The sequence below is a fragment of the Parvibaculum indicum genome (assembly GCF_011762095.1).
Lineage (GTDB): Bacteria > Pseudomonadota > Alphaproteobacteria > Parvibaculales > Parvibaculaceae > Parvibaculum > Parvibaculum indicum.
Genome location: NZ_JAASQO010000008.1, coordinates 42,092 through 60,037 on the forward strand (window position 1 = coordinate 42,092; position 17,946 = coordinate 60,037).

The 17,946-nt window shown below is 62.3% G+C and carries 12 protein-coding genes and 1 riboswitch; of the genes, 7 read left to right on the forward strand and 5 right to left on the reverse strand.

The features are described from left to right. The first annotated feature begins 10 nt into the window (after positions 1–10). Positions 11–1,396, forward strand: a complete 1,386-nt coding sequence (locus FHS78_RS11070) for a glutamine synthetase family protein (RefSeq protein ID WP_167094196.1) — start codon at positions 11–13, stop codon at positions 1,394–1,396. Positions 1,397–1,519: 123 nt separating this feature from the next. On the opposite strand, the gene FHS78_RS11075 is transcribed toward FHS78_RS11070, so the two are convergent. Next, positions 1,520–3,397 carry an ATP-binding response regulator gene (locus tag FHS78_RS11075; RefSeq protein ID WP_167094198.1) on the reverse strand — a complete coding sequence of 626 codons (1,878 nt, stop codon included), beginning with the start codon at positions 3,395–3,397 and terminating at the stop codon, positions 1,520–1,522. 9 nt (positions 3,398–3,406) lie between these two features. Then, positions 3,407–4,066, reverse strand: a complete 660-nt coding sequence (locus FHS78_RS11080) for a response regulator transcription factor (protein ID WP_167094200.1) — start codon at positions 4,064–4,066, stop codon at positions 3,407–3,409. A gap of 455 nt (positions 4,067–4,521) precedes the next feature. Here FHS78_RS11080 and FHS78_RS11085 point away from each other — a divergent pair, with 455 nt between their 5' ends. From FHS78_RS11085 to cobU, 6 genes are all read left to right on the forward strand, one after another. Then, positions 4,522–9,414, forward strand: a complete 4,893-nt coding sequence (locus FHS78_RS11085) for an MBG domain-containing protein (protein ID WP_167094202.1) — start codon at positions 4,522–4,524, stop codon at positions 9,412–9,414. 7 nt (positions 9,415–9,421) lie between these two features. After that, positions 9,422–11,188 (forward strand): ShlB/FhaC/HecB family hemolysin secretion/activation protein, encoded by a 1,767-nt coding sequence (locus FHS78_RS11090; RefSeq protein WP_167094204.1) that lies wholly within the window; start codon positions 9,422–9,424, stop codon positions 11,186–11,188. 19 nt (positions 11,189–11,207) lie between these two features. Further along, positions 11,208–11,341: riboswitch (cobalamin riboswitch) on the forward strand. Positions 11,342–11,521: 180 nt separating this feature from the next. Further along, entirely contained in the window at positions 11,522–12,631 is a 1,110-nt protein-coding gene (cobT, locus tag FHS78_RS11095) for a nicotinate-nucleotide--dimethylbenzimidazole phosphoribosyltransferase (RefSeq protein ID WP_246220455.1), read from the forward strand. Then, positions 12,628–13,203: a histidine phosphatase family protein gene (locus FHS78_RS11100; RefSeq protein ID WP_281356645.1), complete on the forward strand. Its 576-nt coding sequence runs from the start codon at positions 12,628–12,630 to the stop codon at positions 13,201–13,203. Before cobT ends, FHS78_RS11100 begins: the two co-directional genes overlap by 4 nt. After that, positions 13,200–13,952, forward strand: a complete 753-nt coding sequence (locus FHS78_RS11105; RefSeq protein WP_281356646.1) for an adenosylcobinamide-GDP ribazoletransferase — start codon at positions 13,200–13,202, stop codon at positions 13,950–13,952. Before FHS78_RS11100 ends, FHS78_RS11105 begins: the two co-directional genes overlap by 4 nt. 13 nt (positions 13,953–13,965) lie before the next feature. Beyond that, positions 13,966–14,520: a bifunctional adenosylcobinamide kinase/adenosylcobinamide-phosphate guanylyltransferase gene (gene cobU / locus FHS78_RS11110; RefSeq protein ID WP_167094208.1), complete on the forward strand. Its 555-nt coding sequence runs from the start codon at positions 13,966–13,968 to the stop codon at positions 14,518–14,520. Here the strand turns inward: cobU and FHS78_RS11115 are convergent. The 3 genes from FHS78_RS11115 to cbiB are packed head-to-tail and all read right to left on the reverse strand — an operon-like array spanning position 14,495 to position 17,927. After that, the gene (locus FHS78_RS11115) at positions 14,495–15,958 is read right to left on the reverse strand and encodes a cobyric acid synthase (protein WP_167094210.1); all 1,464 of its coding nucleotides are present in this window, start codon (positions 15,956–15,958) and stop codon (positions 14,495–14,497) included. The genes cobU and FHS78_RS11115 overlap by 26 nt on opposite strands. Further along, a complete protein-coding gene (gene cobD, locus FHS78_RS11120) occupies positions 15,955–16,950 on the reverse strand; it encodes a threonine-phosphate decarboxylase CobD (RefSeq protein WP_167094212.1) in 996 nt (331 codons plus the stop codon). Before cobD ends, FHS78_RS11115 begins: the two co-directional genes overlap by 4 nt. Further along, on the reverse strand, positions 16,947–17,927 hold the full coding sequence (cbiB, locus tag FHS78_RS11125) for an adenosylcobinamide-phosphate synthase CbiB (protein WP_167094213.1): 981 nt from the start codon (positions 17,925–17,927) through the stop codon (positions 16,947–16,949). The genes cobD and cbiB overlap by 4 nt, the downstream gene beginning before the upstream one ends. Positions 17,928–17,946 lie beyond the last annotated feature (19 nt).

The following is a 17,946-nucleotide window of genomic DNA, read 5'->3' on the forward strand; positions in this document are numbered from 1 at the left end:
TGGGTTTTTCATGAGTGATCGCAAGAAGACGTCCGCCCCGGCCCACGCGACACTGGCCGAATACGAAAGATTCGTTCAGGAGAATGGCGAGATCGACTATCTCGACGCCATCTTCGTCGATATGTGCGGCACCGTCCGCGGCAAACGCTTTCCATCCGAAGAAGCGGAGAAGGTTTTCACCGGCGGCATCCAGATGCCGCAATCCATCTATTTCTTCGATGTGACGGGGGTGAACGAGGACATTCTCGGCATGGGCTTTTCCGACGGGGACCCCGATGCGGAAAGCTTTCCGCTGTCCGGCTCCATCGTGCCGGTGCCCTGGGCGTCGATGAAACAGGCCCAGGTGCTGATGACCATGCAAGGCAAGGACGGATCGCCGCTCTGGCTGGAGCCGCGCAACGTGCTTGCCCGGGTGAAGGACAAGCTCGCCGAACTCGGTCTCCATGCGACCATCGCCTGCGAGTTCGAATTCTATGTGCTCGACAAGAACAACGATGCGAAGGGCAGACCGCAGCCGCCGATCAATCCGGCGACGGGGATGCGCGAAACCGCGAACGAGGTCTATGGCATCACCGAACTCGACGGCTTCATGGGGCTCTTGAAGGAGATCGACGAGGCGGCCGCCGCGCAGGGCGTGCCGGCGTCCGGCGCGACGGCGGAGTTCGCGCCCGGCCAGTACGAAATCAACCTGAACCATGAAAGCGATGTGCTCGTCGCCTGCGACCACGCGGTGATGCTGCGCAATCTCATCGGCGCCATCACGCGCAAGCACGGCTTCGTGTCGAGCTTCATGGCCAAGCCCTTCCCCGACCAGACCGGCAACGGCATGCATGTCCATGTCTCCGTGCAGGACGAGCAGGGCAACAATGTCTTCGACAACGGCGCGGATGACGGATCCGATATGCTGCGCCACGCCATTGGCGGGGTGCAGGCGCTGTTGCCGGATTCCATGGCGGTCTTCGCGCCGAACCTCAACTCGTATCGCCGCTTCGGGCCGAACCTTTTCGTGCCGGTAAATGCAAGCTGGGGATACAACAACCGTTCCGTCGCCTTCCGCGTGCCGAACGGACCGGCGCATGCGCGCCGCATAGAACATCGCGTGACGGGCGCGGACGCCAATCCCTATCTCGTCGTCGCGGCCATTCTGGCAGGCATTCACCACGGCATCGTCAATCAATGCGACCCGGGCGCTCCGGCGGAAGGAAATGCCTGCGACGTGGTGGACGAGAATATTCCCTTCTACCTGCCGAGCGCATTGAAACGCCTGCGCAATTCGGACCCGATGCGGGAATATTTCGGTGCGGAATATGTCGATGTCTACGCCGAAACGAAAATCCTGGAGTACGACAAGTTCAACAGCGAGATATCCGCTCTGGAATACGACTGGTATCTTTAAGTCACATTTTTATGAAAACAGGAAAATGCCGGTAAGGCATTTTCAGCATTGATATGTGTTGAAGCCGAAGCGAGAGGTGCCTGTTCCGCGTCTGATGTATTGAGCCGGAAGCAGCGTCCTGCGTCAGGACCCGTTCTCGATATGTGTCGCGTATTTCTGGAACAGGGTATCGCTCTCTTTCATCAGCGTTGCGAGCAGGGTACGCAGGCGGCCGGGGGGAACGGGTTTATGCAGCACATGTACCCCGCTCGACTGAAGCGCTTTGAGCCGGCCTGGCGCGGTATCCCCTGTGACGATAATCGCCGGGAGCGTGTCTGCGCCGAAGAAACGCCGGATTTCGCGAATGGCGTCCAGCCCGCTCTCGGAGCCTTCCAGACGATAATCGACGAGAAGGGCATGCGGCATGATGCTCGATATCCTCTCGTCGTCCAGCAATGTCCGGAAACCGGCTGCGGTCTCGGGCGTATATCCCCAGTTTTCGACGACATCGGCCAGTGAAACCCGTCCCTGTTCGTCGTCGTCTATGATCCAGACCCTGTACCCTTCTCTCCGCCCGGTTCCGCGCTCGCCCCGGGTGACAAAATCGGAACTGTCCCCGGACGTCACAATCTGAGGACCGACGGGAATATCCACCGAAAAACATGTCCCGTGTCCCTCTATGGAATGAAAGCCGAGGGGAAGCCGGAGTAAATCGGTCAACCGCTTCACGATGGAAAGGCCGAGCCCCAGCCCCCGGTTCCGGTCGCGTGCCGGATTGTCTATCTGGAAGAATTCCTCGAATACACGTTCCTTCTGGTCCGATGGTATGCCGGCCCCGCTATCCATGACAACCAACCGCAGATTGCTGTCGCGATGCAGGCATCCGAGAAGAATTTTCGCCCCCGGGGCATGCCGAATGGCGTTGGACAAAAGATTGCGAAGGATCGTCTCCAGCAGGGTGGCGTCGGTGCTGACGGCCGTGGAGCAGGACACGATACGCAGATCGCATCCGGCCACCGCAGCGGCTGCGCGAAACTCGTCGTCTAATGTTCTCAACACACTGTCGATGCGGAAGGTCGCGATATGAGGCTCAACCACGCCGGCATCCAGCCGCGAAATGTCCAGCAGACTGTTGAGGAGCCGCTCCATGGCCCCTACCGACCGCCCGATCCGGTCCGTTACGGATTGGATGCGCGGATCGCTCTCGGCACGTATCGCAAGAGACTCCGACTGGAGGCGAAGCGCATGCAGGGGCTGGCGAAGGTCATGGCTGGCCGCGGCGAGAAATCTTGTTTTCACCCGGGATGAGAGTTCGAGGGCATCGCTCTTTTTGCGTAGGTCTTCGAGCAGGTCGAAATTTTCCTGGCGCAGCCGCAATCCGTTGACGATCGCCAGATGCGTGTTACGACCCGTCGCGACCATGGCCAGGATGAATAGAAGCAGCGCGCCGGACATCAGAAGCTGGTCCGATCCGCCTTCAAGGGCGAACCTGATCATAAGAGGGACAACGGATGTCGCCATTGCGAGAAGCTGGGCGGAGAGGAACGGCGCCAGCGTCGCGACGGTGCCGGCCGCGGTGCCGCTCAGCATCATGATGAAGAAGACCTGCTGCGGCAGGGCACCGGCTGGCAGAATGAAGACCCCGCCAATGCCCCATCCGATACCTGTCAGCCCGATGACGAGATAGAACGCCGCCAAGGAACCGAGCGGATCGGCCGTCAGAGCGGGGCTCTTGCGGAAATGCAGAATGACGGCCACTCGCAGGAGGCCGAGCACGATCATGACGCCTCCCCAAACGAAGACTTCATCTCCGGCGTTCGGCGCAAGCGACATGGAATAGGTCGTGGCGGTGATGACGACCGCATGCACGATAAGCCCGGGCAGTGCCTGCTGGTAAAGAAGGTCGACACGGTCGGTAAACAGCCGCCAGTTCGCTTCGTTTCGGGGGTCTATCCCGGAAAGGGCGAGGAGGGCCGAACGAAACGGGGCGGCGGGCGCTCGCGGGGGTTCATGCACGGTCATGGCGGTGGGTCAGGCCGAAGCGAACGGGTGGGGACTTTCTTCCATCCCCACGCTTGCGCACAGCATGGCGGCGCTCGTCCGGTTTGTGACGCGCAGCGCGCGGAAGATGGCGCCGAGATGTACCTTGACGGTTCCCTCGGTCAGTTCGAGCGCGGCGGCGATTTCCTTGTTCGATTGTCCCTTGCAGACAAGCGCCAGAACTTCGAGTTGGCGGGGCGTCAGCGCGGCGATGATGCTTTCGCGCGTCTGTGCCGGTTCCTCGCGCGAGTGCAGCGTATCGAGCACGTCTTCGGGAAAATGGATGCCGCCTTCGAAGACCGTTTCGAGGATGCCGGCGATTCGAGCGCGGGACGCGCTTTTGGGAATGTAGCCGGATGCGCCCGCGCGCAACGTGTCGTAGATCGTCTCCCTGTCTTCCCGGCCGGACACGACGACGATGGGTGTGCTGGGAAGTTTCGTCCGCAACGTGGTGATGCCGTTGAAACCGTCCAGTCCCGGCATACCGAAATCCACCAGGGCGAGGTCTATGTCTCCCTGGCGATCGATCAAAGACAGGGCGCTGGTGAAATTCTCCGCCTCCCGGATTTCGGCGCCAGCAAACGTATCCTCCACAATAAGGCGGAGCCCGTCCCGGAAAAGCTCATGATCGTCGGCGATGAGAATTCTCATGACGGGGATCTCTGATTTAGGTGTCACGCATCTTCAAGATCGGAAGGTTTCGATTGTCCTGCGTTGTGTGATGGCGCGTCAATGGGCGACCTATGACTAAAGTCATATGTCCTCAGCCCAAATAGACAAGCACCGTCGCGAGTGCCCTTATTTCCCCCGATGACAGGCGTCGAATGGCCGGACCATACCGGACCGCGCCGATTGGGTAGAAAGGTGGGTACCCATGTTCGGGCAGTTTATGCCGAATGGCAGATTTCCTGTGGCGGTTGGCGCGAGTGCGACAATTTGTACATCGCAACGGTCAGTGCAGAGACATTCTGCCATCAACAGGCGAACGCAAATCCACCGGAAATGAACCTCGTTCGGAAGAAGGTGGGCGGGTGCCGCGCATCTCATCCGAACGGCCATCCGGTGGGGGGCGGGTGGTTCGTGCTACGTGAAGAAGGGGCAATCATATGTTCAAGGAATTTCTGCTCGGCTGTACCTGTCTGACCACGGTAGGAGTCGCCGCGGCCCATGCGGACGGGCCAGTGCTGCCCGTGGGCGGGGCTTTTTCCGCAGGCGGAGGTGAAATCCGGCGCGACGGCGGGTCCCTGACGATCAATCAGAGCAGCGTCAATGCCGTCATGACCTGGCGCGACTTTTCCGTCGGGGCCTCGGGCTCCGTTCATTTCAACAATGGTGCGGGAGCAACCCTGAACAAGGTGACGGGCGGTGTGGAATCCCGCATCGACGGAAAGCTGTCGGCGACCGGATCTCTCTATCTGATGAACCCGAACGGGGTCGTGGTCGGCCCCGGGGGAAGCGTGAGGACCGGCGGCAGTTTCGCCGCCACCACGCTCGATGCCGACGAAACCGCCTTCATGTCGGATGGCGCATTGTCATTGTCCGGTCAGTCCGAAGCGCCGGTGGTCAATCTCGGCAAGATCGCCGCGAGTAGCGGCGATGTCGTTCTGGCGGCTCATAGCGTCCGAAACGAAGGCGAAATCTCCGCAGGCGGCAGGGTTGCAATGGCGGCCGCGCATCATGTCGAACTTTCCGATATGGGCGAGGGGGCGGATATCGCCGTGCGGGTGAGCCGTTCCGGCAATGTTGAGAACAAGGGGTTTATCAAGGCAACGGTCGCACGGCTGGAATCGGCTGGCGGGAATGTCTATGCCCTTGCGGGAAACACGGACGGCGCCATCCGGGCTAGCTCTGCGACGCATGAAGGAGGGCGGGTGCTCCTGCGCGCCGCGGGGCGCGTAGAGATCAACAGCCGCATCGACGCAAGCGGCGAGGCGGGGGACGGCGGGCATATCGTGGCGGAAGGCGCGTATGTGGCCCTCGGCGCGCAGGCGCGCATCGATGCAAGGGGCGCCGAAGACGGCGGCACGGTGAATCTCGGCGGCGGATGGCAGGGCGGCGATCCGGATATCCGCAATGCCGAAACACTGTCCGTGGCATCCGGTGCCGAGATCGACGTCGCCGGCGCAACGGGGAGCGGCGGCGAAGCCGTGCTCTGGGCCGATGGGCGTACCGACTTCGCAGGACATGTGACCGCGCGTGGCGGCGATGCGGGGCAGGGCGGTCGCGTAGAGGTTTCAGGCAAGAAGACGCTCTCCTTCGCCGGCACCGTCGATACGGGTGGAGGTAGGTTGCTGCTCGACCCCACAGATATCTCCATCGTCGACACGATTACCGGCAATGCGACGGAAGGCGCGCTTTCGGGCGATTACGGTTATGCCGAACAGGAGTCGGTGGACGCATCGGAAATCGAAGCGGGAACCCTCGCGTCGCTTCTGGAAACCAACAATGTGACCATCACGACCGTAAATCCGTCCGGGAACGGCAGCGGCAACATAACTGTCGAGGCGGCGGTGACGAAAGCCGGCGGCAGCGGATCGACGACCCTCACGCTGAACGCGGAGAACGATATCGAGGTCAACGCGGCCATAGGCACAGACGATACCAACCGCCCATTGGGCGTGACGCTACAGGCGGGCAACGACATTACCGTTTCCGATAGTATCGAAACCGGAGGTGCGGCGTTCAACGCTGTGGCGAACAACAATATCGACGTGGCGGCGACGGGGGCGGTCGACAGCGGCGGAGGCGATATCTTCCTGCGCGCCGACGACGATGCGAACGGCCAGGGTATTGCGAGCGGTACGGGTGTCTTTTCGATTGCGAATGGCGGCAGTGTCGTGTCGGGTGGCGGCGATGTCCGCATCGAAACGCAGGGCCTTAATATCTACGGTCCCTCTCTCTCCGCTACGGTGCTGGATGCAGGGGCGGGTGATGTTTTCATCGACCTTTCTCATGGCGGCCATATCGCGCTCGCGCGGCGCGGTACGATCGGTATACATAACGACTATCTTTATCTGTTCTCGGACGACCTTTCCAAAGTGTCGGCGGCCAACCTTCATATCAACCAGCAGAAGAAGAAGGGCACTTACAAATACTTCTCGGCTTACGATTCGGCGGATCAGCAGAACTGGGGTGTCGGCATTTCCGACGAAATCCATTTCTACGCCAATGGCGGGATCACGATTTACGGCGGATTTGCCAATATCGAAACCGCTCTTTTCATCGAAAATTCCGCGGGCGGCTACAACGATCTCGCGATATCCAATCCGCTGTCGGCCAAAGGCGATGTGACGCTCGTTTCTCCGCAACTTCGCCTTTACACCTATGGCTATTACGTCCGGTCCACGCAGGGCGATCTCTACCTGCGCACGAATAGCTTCAACTACTTCACCAATAGCTCGCTCCAGGCAACTGTCGGGACGGTGAATATCAGCAACTACAGCCCGGGTGCCCTCACCGCGCCGAGCGCCGCGCTCGTCAGCGCGCCGCGTCTCGTCTATGGCGATGCCACCGATACAACCGTCCTGACGGTCGGTGCCATGTCTGCCGCGCAGACGGCGAATATTACCACCGAGATTGTGTTCCAGGCTTCGAACGGCATTCAGTTCAACGGTATCTTCGAATCCGAAAATGGCGCCGTCACGCTGAACCCCGATGGAGATGGCGATCTTTCCGGCGCCGTCACATTCGCAGACGGTGCCGGCATCACCTCCGGCGGCGATCTGACGCTGGATGCGGGTTATTTCGGCCCTGAATCGCCGGTTTTCAATGGAAGCGTGGCCTTTCGGGCGACGCGGCATCTGACGGTGGATCGCGATCTCTCCGTTGCTGGTAATCTGTTGCTCGGCGCCGACGCGGATGGGGATGGCGAAGGCACGCTGCAAATCGCGACGGGACGAACCGTTTCGGTAGTGGGTGGCGGAGCACCCGGGCTTTCGCTTCTCGCGCCGCGCATGAAACTGGATGGGAATGTCTCTGCGACGACAGGTAGCGTTCACATTCAGGGACCGGGCCATGAGGCGGTCGACCTGGGTTCGACTACCGACGATGCCGTCTCGACCATCGAACTCAGCCAAGCCGAAATCGCACGGATCGTCGCGAACGAACTCTTCATCGGGGACAGGTCGGCCTCTCAGGCTGACATCGATGTGACGGATGCGATCGACCTGTCCGGCGTCGGGGCGGCCAGCCTTCTGACGGACAACGACTTCACGATTAAAAGCGGCGGGAGCCTGACGGCTGACGGCGAACTCGTGATTGCCGCGAGCAGCTTCACGAATGAGGCTGGCGCGGCGGCGCTGGACGCGGGAACCGGACGTTATCTTGTCTACTCGGTTTCGCCGCTCACCGACGATGTGGACGGGCTTTCCGGTGTGCGGCGCTATGCGCGAAGCTACTCGGTCAATCCACCGTCGACGATCTCGGAATCGGGCGATTTCTTCTTCTACACATATGCTCCGGTTCTGACCCTGTACGCGGACGACGTATCGAGAGCCTATGGCGACGACAATCCGGCCTTCACTTACACGGTGGATACGAACGGTCTCGTCGCGGGCGACAGCCTGTCGGAAGCTCTGTCCGGGACCGTGGGGCTGTCGACAACCGCCACGGAGCAATCCGATGTCGGCGATTATGCAATCAATGTCGATATGTCCGGAGCGAGTTCAACGCTGGGCTACTCGTTTCAGGTGCTTCCGGCTACCGGAACCCTGACGGTTACGCAGCGTGTGCTGGAAGTCACGGCGGACAATGCGTCCAAGACCTATGGCGATGCCAACCCGACCTTCTCCGCCTCCATCACCGGCGGTGGGCTTGCCGCACATCACGCGACGCTGGGCGATGCGCTGGCCGATCTCGGTTTCACGACGACGGCGGGGGCCGCGAGCGATGCCGGGACTTACGCCATCGAAGTCGAGGGGACGAACGCGAATTACGCCCTCACTTTCCTGGACGGTACGCTTACCGTCGATCCGAAATTGCTGACGGTGACGGCGGATGATGCGTCCAAGACCTATGGCGATGCCAACCCGGTCTTTTCGGCCTCCATCACCAGCGGCGGTCTGGCCGCGCATCATGCGACGCTGGGCGATGCGCTGGCCGATCTCGGCTTCACGACGGCGGCGGATACCGACAGCGATGCCGGGACTTACGCCATCGAAGTCGAGGGAACGAATACGAATTACGCCCTCACTTTCCTGGACGGCACACTCACCGTCGATCCGAAATCCCTGACGGTGACGGCGGACAATGCCTCCAAGACCTATGGCGATGCCAACCCGGCCTTCTCGGCCTCCATCACCAGCGGCGGTCTGGCCGCGCATCATGCAACGCTGGGCGATGCGCTGGCCGATCTCGGCTTGACGACGGCGGCGGATACCGGCAGCGACGCCGGGACTTACGCCATCGAAGTCGACGGGACGAATGCGAATTACGATCTCACCTTCCTGGATGGCACGCTCACCGTCGATCCGAAATTGCTGACGGTGACGGCGGATGACGCTTCGCGCCTGGAGGGCGAGGCGGACCCTGTCTTCACAGCCAGTTTCGACGGGTTTCTGGCCGGTGACGACGTTTCGTCGCTATCGGGCTCGCTGCTGTTTGCCAGTTCGGCCGATGCCGGGTCGCCGCCCGGCGACTACACGATCAGACCTTCGGGGCTTACCTCCACGAACTACGCCATCACATATGTCGACGGCGTGCTGGTGGTGCTGGTCCGTCCGGTCAACCCCTCCAACGATGCATTTACGGAAACCTTCGACGTTCTGACGCGGCCTGTCGCGGTCCAGGGTCCCGAAGATAGCGGTTCGATTTTCTCCGGCCAGTTCGGAAGTGGCGGTTTCGCAGATGCCGGAGGTGGCGGGACGCCGCAGGCCCATATGACCTTCAACGGCATGCCTCTCGGCTACAGGAACGGCGTCGTCCCGATCAGTCTCATGAGCAGGACCGGAAACGGGTTTTTCGCATACGCCTCCGGGCTCGGCGAACAGGACGGAGAATAAGATCAAGATGAAAAAGTCGGTTTTGACGTCCTGTGTCCTGATGGCAGGTCTGGCCGGGTTCGAGGCCCGTGCCGCTGACGAGTACGAACGGATTGCGCCGGATGTTCCACCCCTTTTTGAAGAAGAACCGGCATTGCCGTCGGGCGAGCTGAAAACGTCGGACGACGAAACGGTGCTGGTCGCGAAGTTGAACGGGCTGGTCCTTCTCGGCTCGCTCGACGACATCGCGGCGGCAGGCGCGCCCGGCGACGGAATTGACGTGTCACACCTGCCGTCCGGCCATCCTCCTTTAGGCAGGTCGCTCGACCCATTTCTCGGTCGGCCTGTGACGCTGGCGGAACTCGATCGTATATCGGCCGCCATCGTCAAGGTTTACCGGGCGGCGGGCCGTCCTCTTGTCGATGTGCTGATCCCCGAACAGGACATCACGTCGGGAACCGTGCAGGTCGCGGTGCTGGAGTTCCGCCTTGGCGAGGTGCGCAGCGAAGGCAACCGCCACGTGCCGGATGAGCGCCTTGTCGCGGAGATCCGTAGCGAGCCCGGGCAGCCCATCGATGCCGGTGCGCTGGTGGACGATCTCAGATGGCTCAACCGGAACCCGTTTCGCAAGGTGCGTCTGGTGCTGGAAAGGGGCGATGCGTTCGGCGAAACGGATATCGTGCTCGATACGCAGGACAAGCGGCCATGGCGCGTCTATGCCGGCGCGGACAATACCGGTTCGCGTTCGACGGGATGGGAAAGGTTCTTCGCCGGTTTCAATCTGGGCGACCTGTTCGGCCTCGGCCACGTCCTTTCCTACCAGGCAACGACGGATTCCGATCTGTTCACCGAGGGCGCGTTCCCGCATGGCACGACCTCCGACGACCCGCGTTATTTCGCGCATTCCTTCAGCTATACCGCGCCCTTGCCATGGCGGCATGAGCTGTCGTTTTTCGGCTACTATTCGGAAGTGCACCCGAATTTCGGAACGCCGCTGACATCCGATGGCCGGTCATGGCAGGTGAGCGGCCGCTACGTCGTGCCGCTTCCCGTTTACGGAGGAATGTCACATGAAATTGCTCTGGGCGGCGATTTCAAGCGGACCGACAATGATCTTGCTTTCGGCGGGACGTCCGTCTCCTCCTCCTCGACCGATATCGTGCAGGCCGTTTTCGACTGGTCGGGGAGCCGGCCCGACAGCTGGGGCGTGACGGCCGGCAATATCGAGGTCTATGCAAGTCCCGGCGGGCTCTCCGCCTTCAATGACGACCGTGACTATCGACCGTCTGCGACAAGCGCGGGGCGCATAGGCGCCGACGCCGAATATGCCTACGCCAAACTCGCTCTCGTTCGCGACCAGCGTCTGTTTGCCGGTTTCTGGATGAAGGGCCGTCTTGCCGGCCAGCTTGCGTCCGCCAACCTGCTTCCCAGCGAGCAGTTCGCACTCGGCGGTGTCCGCACGGTTCGTGCCTTCCGCGAAAGCGAGGTGCTGGGCGATCATGGTTATCGGACGTCGCTGGAGTTTCATGCACCGCTCATGTCGCCGCTCGCCGATGCGGGGCTTCAGGATGAACTGGACGTCTTTGTTTTTTTCGACCAGGGCGAGGCCTTCCTGCAGCATGCAGCGCCGGGCGAGGAGAAACGGCAGGCGCTGGCGAGCGTCGGTGTCGGTATGGCCTATCGCTGGAGCGAGTATGCGACCTTGCAGGCAAGCTATGGCCGGCAATTGGCCGGAGCGGGAATCGACACCGAGGACGATCAGCTCTTCGGTTTCAGGCTGACGGTTTCCTACTAGTCTTGTGTCCGATTGACTTCATGGCAGACGCTGAATAGCTTTGCGCTTCATCGATGAGCGGGGAAGCCGGTGCAATTCCGGCGCGGTCGCGCCACTGTAATCGGAACGCATTCCGTTCCGTAGCCAGACCCCCCTTCATTCTGCCTGACTTTCCTTCAACGGGACGCGCAATCCCAGGGAGCATGAAGATGTCCGACACCGCCAATATTGCCGCTCGCCCGGATCCCGTTCGGGTGCGCGAATATACGCACGACCGCCGTCATGCGCTGACCCTTCTCTGTCGTTGAAGGTGACGCATATGGTGGAACTTATTCTCCGCGGCGGCATCGTCGAATGCAAAGCCGGCATGACCCTATGGTGCGCGGCGTGACGGGCGACGGCGGACCGAATAATAACTGGTTGAGCGCGCCGGTACGGTCGCTGGACCCGGAGGCCCGGCGGGCGGCATCGGCACGGCAGCTTCAGTTGACGAAACCTCCGGGCTCGCTCGGCCGGCTGGAAGAGGCCGCGATCTCGCTTGCCGCCATGCAGGGCCGTGAATGCCCCGCGATCGATGCGCCGCATGTCATCGTGTTCGCGGGCGATCACGGCATCGTGGAAGAGGGGGTGTCGGCTTTCCCGGCCGAGGTGACCGGTCAGATGATCCTCAACTTCCTCGCGGGCGGCGCGGCCATTTCCGTGCTGGCGCGGGAGCAGGGCGCCGTGCTTTCGGTGATCGACGCAGGATCCCGGGCGGATGATCTGCCGGGAGACGTCGTTCTCGACAAGAAGGCGTCCGGCACGGCCAATTTCCGCAAAGGACCGGCGATGAGCGATGCGGAGCTGGCGCACGATCTGGCGGCCGGGCGGCGCGCCGTCCGGCGCGCGGTGGATGCGGGCGCCGACCTGCTGGTCTTCGGTGAAATGGGGATCGGCAATACGAGTTCGGCGGCGGCGGTCGCATCCGCGCTGACGGGACGTTCCGTCGCGGAGATCTGCGGGCCCGGCACCGGCCTGACGGAGGATGGCGTTGCGCACAAGGCGCGGGTGCTGTCGGACGCGCTGCTGCATCACGGGCTGACGGAGGGCGGCGACCCCCTCGACATATTGATGCGCGTCGGCGGGCATGAGATCGCGGCGCTGACAGGGGCTTTCGTCGCCGCGGCGCAGGCCGGTCTGCCCGTTCTGGTCGACGGGTTCATCTGTTCCGCCGCGGTGCTGGCAGCCGGCCGGATCAACCCCGGCGTGGAAAACTGGCTCCTCTTCGCGCATGCATCGGCTGAACCGGGACACCGGATCCTGCTGGACGAGATGAACGCATCGCCCCTTCTCGATCTCGGCATGCGACTGGGCGAGGGGAGCGGCGCGGCGGTTGCCCTGCCGCTGCTGCGCCTGGCCTGCGCGCTTCATGCCGGTATGGCGACCTTCGAAAGCGCTGGCGTCTCCGAGAAGGACAAGGCATGAGGCTTTCCGTACTCCGCCATGGCGAGACGGAAATGCAGGGCCGGTTCTGCGGCCGCTCCGACCCGCCTTTGACGGAGGCCGGGTGGGAAGCGATGCGCCATCGCTGCCATGAACGCCACTGGGATCGTCTCGTGTCGTCGCCCCTCCGTCGTTGCCGGGATTTTGCCTCAACGATGCCGGGGGACTGCGCGTTTGAAACCGGCTTGCGCGAAATCGATTTCGGCGCATGGGAAGGTCGCAGCAGCAAGGATATCTGGGAAGAGAATGAAAACGCCTTGTCCCGGTTCTGGCAGGACCCGGACTGCTTTCCGCCGCCGAATGGAGAGCGTTGGAACGATCTTGCAAAACGGGTCGCCCGGGCGATGGATGGTGTTCTGTCCCGTGGTGGAGCCTCCGTATTGCTGATCACCCATGCAGGCGTCATGCGCGCCATGCTGGAGATTTACATCGGCATTCCGTTGGCGGCGGCCTGGAACATCGCCTTGCCGCCCGCTGCGATGCTGGAGTTCGATTTTTTCCGCGACGAAGACACAGGAGATTGGCGCGCCGCCCTGACGGGGCTTTGCGGATGAAGGTGGGCAGGCATATCAGAGGCAGCATCCTTGCCTTTCAGTTTCTGACGCGGCTCCCCATGCCGCATACGGAAGACTTTTCATCGGCCGATCTCTCCCGCTCCTCGCTTTACTTTCCGCTGGTCGGTCTGGTTCTCGGGGGCATGCTTGCGGCAATCCTCATGCTGGGTGCAAATCTTGACCCGTGGGCGGGCGCGGTGCTGGCGCTCCTCTTCTGGGTATGGGTGACGGGCGGTCTGCACCTTGACGGGCTGGGCGATCTCGTCGACGCGCTCGGCGCGGCGCATGGCGATCCCTCGCGCTTTCATAGCGTGTTGAAAGACCCGCATGTCGGGTCCTTTGCCGCCATCGCATTGACGATGCAGCTCATGGCAAAGCTCGTCTTCCTGATGCTTCTCGCGCGGGAAGGTCATGGCTGGCTGCTCGTGCCGCTTCTTGCATGGGCCCGTTTCGGGCCCTTGCTCTGGTCGGCCGTATTGCCCGTTCTCCGGCCGCCGGGCACGGAAGGGGCCGGCTTGGGTGAGCGGTTCGGTTGGGAAATCGACCGGCCTGCCATCTTCGCTCTGGCGATACTCCTTCTGCTTCCCGTATTCCTTGCACCGGTGCTTCTGGCTGTGCCGCTGGCCTGTGGCGGCTGGTGGCTCTTCCTCAAATACCGTCTTGGCGGGCAGACGGGCGATTGCCTCGGCGCGGGCGTCGAGATTGTGGAGAGCAGTGCGCTCGTCGTCATGGTTCTGCTGATCCTTTAAGGGGGCGTAAGAGATGTCCGCGATCCATTTGCCCGACCGAGGGCCCTTTTCGCTTCTCGTTCTGGGGGGTGCCCGTTCCGGCAAAAGCGCTTATGGCGAGCGCATCGTGGCGGAGAGCGCAGCGCGCCACATTTATCTCGCCACGGCCGAAGCGCATGACGGCGAAATGCAGGAGCGTATCGCGCATCACAAATCGCGCCGCGGCGAGGGCTGGCACACGATTGAAGAGCCTTTGGCCATTGCGAAGGTATTGCGCAGCCGGGTTGGGGAGGGCGACGTCGTGCTGGTGGATTGTTTGACCCTCTGGCTATCTAACCTTATGGCCGCGGAAAGGGATGTGCAGGCGGCCGTCGACGATCTTCTCATGGCCATGTCGGCCTGTGCGGCGCGTGTCGTCTTCATCTCGAACGAAGTCGGATGGGGCATCGTGCCGGATAACGAGATGGCGAGGCGCTTCCGCGACGAGGCGGGCCGGATGCATCAGCGGATCGCGGGGCGGGCGGACGGCGCGGTGGCGGTGATGGCGGGGCTGCCGCTTGTGCTCAAGGCGCCGCCCGGGCAATCCTGAGCATCGCATCGAGATCGAGATGGCGCTCCATGGAATCCGCGATCTCATTCAGGGCGGAGCTGACATTCTCCAAATGGTCGGCGCTCCCCGTTGCGGCGAGTTCCATCGAGTGCAGGAAGGATTGCCGAAAGCCGGCCTTGTCGAAAAGACCGTGTACATAGCATCCGGCAACGCGACCGTCGGCGGAGCGCGCGCCATGCGGGCGGCCTTCCAGCATGAAAACCGGGCGGGACGTATCGGCGCCCTCGCTGCGGCCATTGTGAATTTCATATCCGGTAAGCGAAGCGCCGCCTGCATCCGTTCCGGTTACGAGACCCAGATGCTTTTCCGGCTGCAATGTCGTTTCGATGTCGAGAAGTCCCAGCCCCTCGGTGCTGCGCGTCTCTCCTTCAATGCCATGCGGGTCGTGAATATGGGTGCCGAGCATCTGGTAGCCGCCGCAAATGCCGAACACGCCGCCGCCCTGTCGCCAATGCGCCTTGATGTCGATGTCCCAGCCCTGCGCGTGCAGGAAATGCATGTCGGAGATCGTCGCTTTCGTGCCGGGCAGAATGATGAGATCGGCGTTCCGCGGCACCGGTTTGCCCGGCGGCACGAAAGTGAGCTCGATCTCCGGCATGACACGCAGCGGGTCGAAATCGTCGAAATTGGAGATCCGCGACAGCATGGGCACGGCGATATGGAAGACGCTTCGCCGCGTTTCGTCTTGCCGTTCCAGCGTTACGGCGTCCTCCGCCGGTAGCCTCGACGTGGCGGCAAGCCAGGGCATTACGCCCATACCCGGCCATCCGGTACGTCGTTCGATGTCGCGCAGCCCCTCGTCGAACAGGCGAACATCGCCCCGGAACTTGTTGATGAGAAAGCCGCGTATCATCGCGCGGTCTTCATCCGACAGAACGGTATGAGTGCCGACAAGGCTTGCGATGACGCCGCCGCGGTCGATATCTCCGATCAGGATGACGGGCGTGTCCGTCGCCGTTGCAAACCCCATATTGGCTATGTCGTTCGCGCGAAGGTTGGTTTCCGCCGGGCTCCCGGCGCCCTCGATCAGCACGAGGTCGGCCTCGGCGGAAAGGCGGTCGAAGCTCTCGCGCACTGCCTGAAGCAGCTTCGGCTTCAGCGCGTGATAGTCCATGGCGCTGGCATTGCCGATGGCGCGCCCGTGCAGGACGACTTGTGCGCCGACATCCGTTTGCGGCTTCAGCAGGACGGGGTTCATGTCGATGCGCGGCTCGGCGTTGGAGGCCAGCGCCTGCAATGCCTGGGCACGACCGATCTCCCCGCCATCCGCGGTGACGGCGGCATTGTTCGACATGTTCTGCGGTTTGAAGGGAAGAACGCGCAACCCGCGTCGCGTATAGGCGCGGGCAAGCCCGGCAACGAGTACCGACTTGCCGACATCCGACCCCGTGCCCTGAAACATCAGCGCGGCACTCATGCGAAACTCTCCAGAGCTGCCGCAAGCCGTCGCATTGCGTTGTCGTCGGGCGGAAGGCCGAAACGCAACCATGTTTCGTCATAGGGAAAACGTCGTACATGGATGCCGCACGAAGCGAGGTGACGGTGAAGTTGCGTCGCGCCGGGTGTGGCGACCAGCCGAAAAAGCGATGTGCCGCCGACGGGATGAACCCCGTTCGCGGCCAGTAACGTATCCAGCTGCCTCGCGGCTGCCGACAGGCGTTGACGCATATTCGACACCCAGTCCGTATCGGCATAGGCGCGGGCGCCGACGGCAAGCGCCGGCCCGCTTACCGCCCATGGACCGAAAGCCGTTTCCATCCTTTGGCGCAACGTCTCGGGTGCCAGAACTCCGCCGAGCCGCAGCCCGGCAAGCCCGAAAAACTTGCCGAAGGAGCGCAGCAGGACCAATCCCTCCATGCTGCCATGCGCGGCCAAGCTCAACTCGGGCGCGACATCGACAAAGGCTTCGTCGACGACGAGAAACCCGTTTTTCGACGCTTGCCGCCGCGCAAGGTCGAGCAACCGGTCGGGGGCGGTCGGCCTTCCGTCCGGATTGTTGGGATTGGTGACGACGATGATATCCGCTTCCATATCGGCGAGGTCGCCAATGTTGAAAACCGTGACGTCATGTCCGTGCGCGCGCCATGCCTGTGCGTGTTCGCCATAGGTGGGGGACGCGATGGCGATACGGGACCGCGAAACGAGAAGCGGCAGCAGTGAAATGGCAATCTGGGTACCGGGGGTAAGAAGAAGTGACCTCGGCGACGCGCCCAGATAGGCGGCCATGGCCTCCCGGCACAGCGCTTCGGCGCGTCGTTGCGGTAGCCGTGCCCATGCGTCGTCGCCGATCTCGACGGGGTAGGGCCATGGATTGATCCCGGTACTGAGGTCGATGAACGGCCGCAGCGCGTCTGGGAACGCGCTGCGCAGATCGTCCATCTCTCCCCCATGGGCGAGCATGTTTGTCATACGGTCATCCCGATCGACACTGCGATGAAGGCAAGCAGGAGAGCGAGAAGGACCCATGACCGCCTGTAGATGTGGAGGGCATTACGAATGTCGCGGGACGTCAGGTCCGCCTTGCCGTCGCCCAGCCAGGCACCCTCCGTCCGAACAGCGCCATAACTTCTAGGGCCCCCGAGACGTATATCGAGCGCGCCCGCCATGGCCGCTTCCGGCCAGCCCGCATTGGGGGACAGGTGTTTCCCCGCATCGCGCCACATGATCGAGAAGGGGTGCCCTATGCGGTGTGCGGGCTGCGCGCTTGCAGCGACAAGACAGCCGCAAACCCGTGCCGGGATCAGGTTCGCCAGATCGTCCAGGCGCGCGGCGGCCTTGCCGAAATATTCATAGCGCGCGTTTCTGTGTCCGATCATGCTGTCCGCCGTGTTGATGGCCTTGTAGGCGATGAGGCCGGGAAGACCCGCCACCGCGCACCAGAAAAGCGGCGCAACGATACCGTCCGAATAATTCTCCGCAAGGCTTTCCACGGCGGCGCGCGACACGCCATGCTCGTCGAGGTCGGCCGGATTGCGCCCGACGATCTTCGCAACCGCTATCCGTCCTCCTGCGATCCCGTCATCGTCCAGCGCATGGGCCACGTCGCGAATATGCTCGGCAAGACTGCGGCTGGCGACGAATGCGCTTGCGATCAGTATTTCTCCGATCCAGCCGAAAGGAAGGGAAGCGAGAAACAGATGCAAGGCATGGCCGCAAGCGACGGAGATGGAAAGAAGCAGGACAACCAGAACGCATCCGCCTGCGAACCGTTTTCCGTCGTCCATGCGTTCGCGGTTCAGCTGCCGTTCGGCAGCGGAAATGAGATGCCCCATCCAGGTCACGGGATGGCCGATCGCACGAAACAATGCCTGCGGATAGCCGAATGCACCTTCCGCGGCGAGCGCCAGAAAGGCGAGAGCAGGTCCGGTAAGAGACAAAACAATCATGCGACGACGAGGGGCTCGT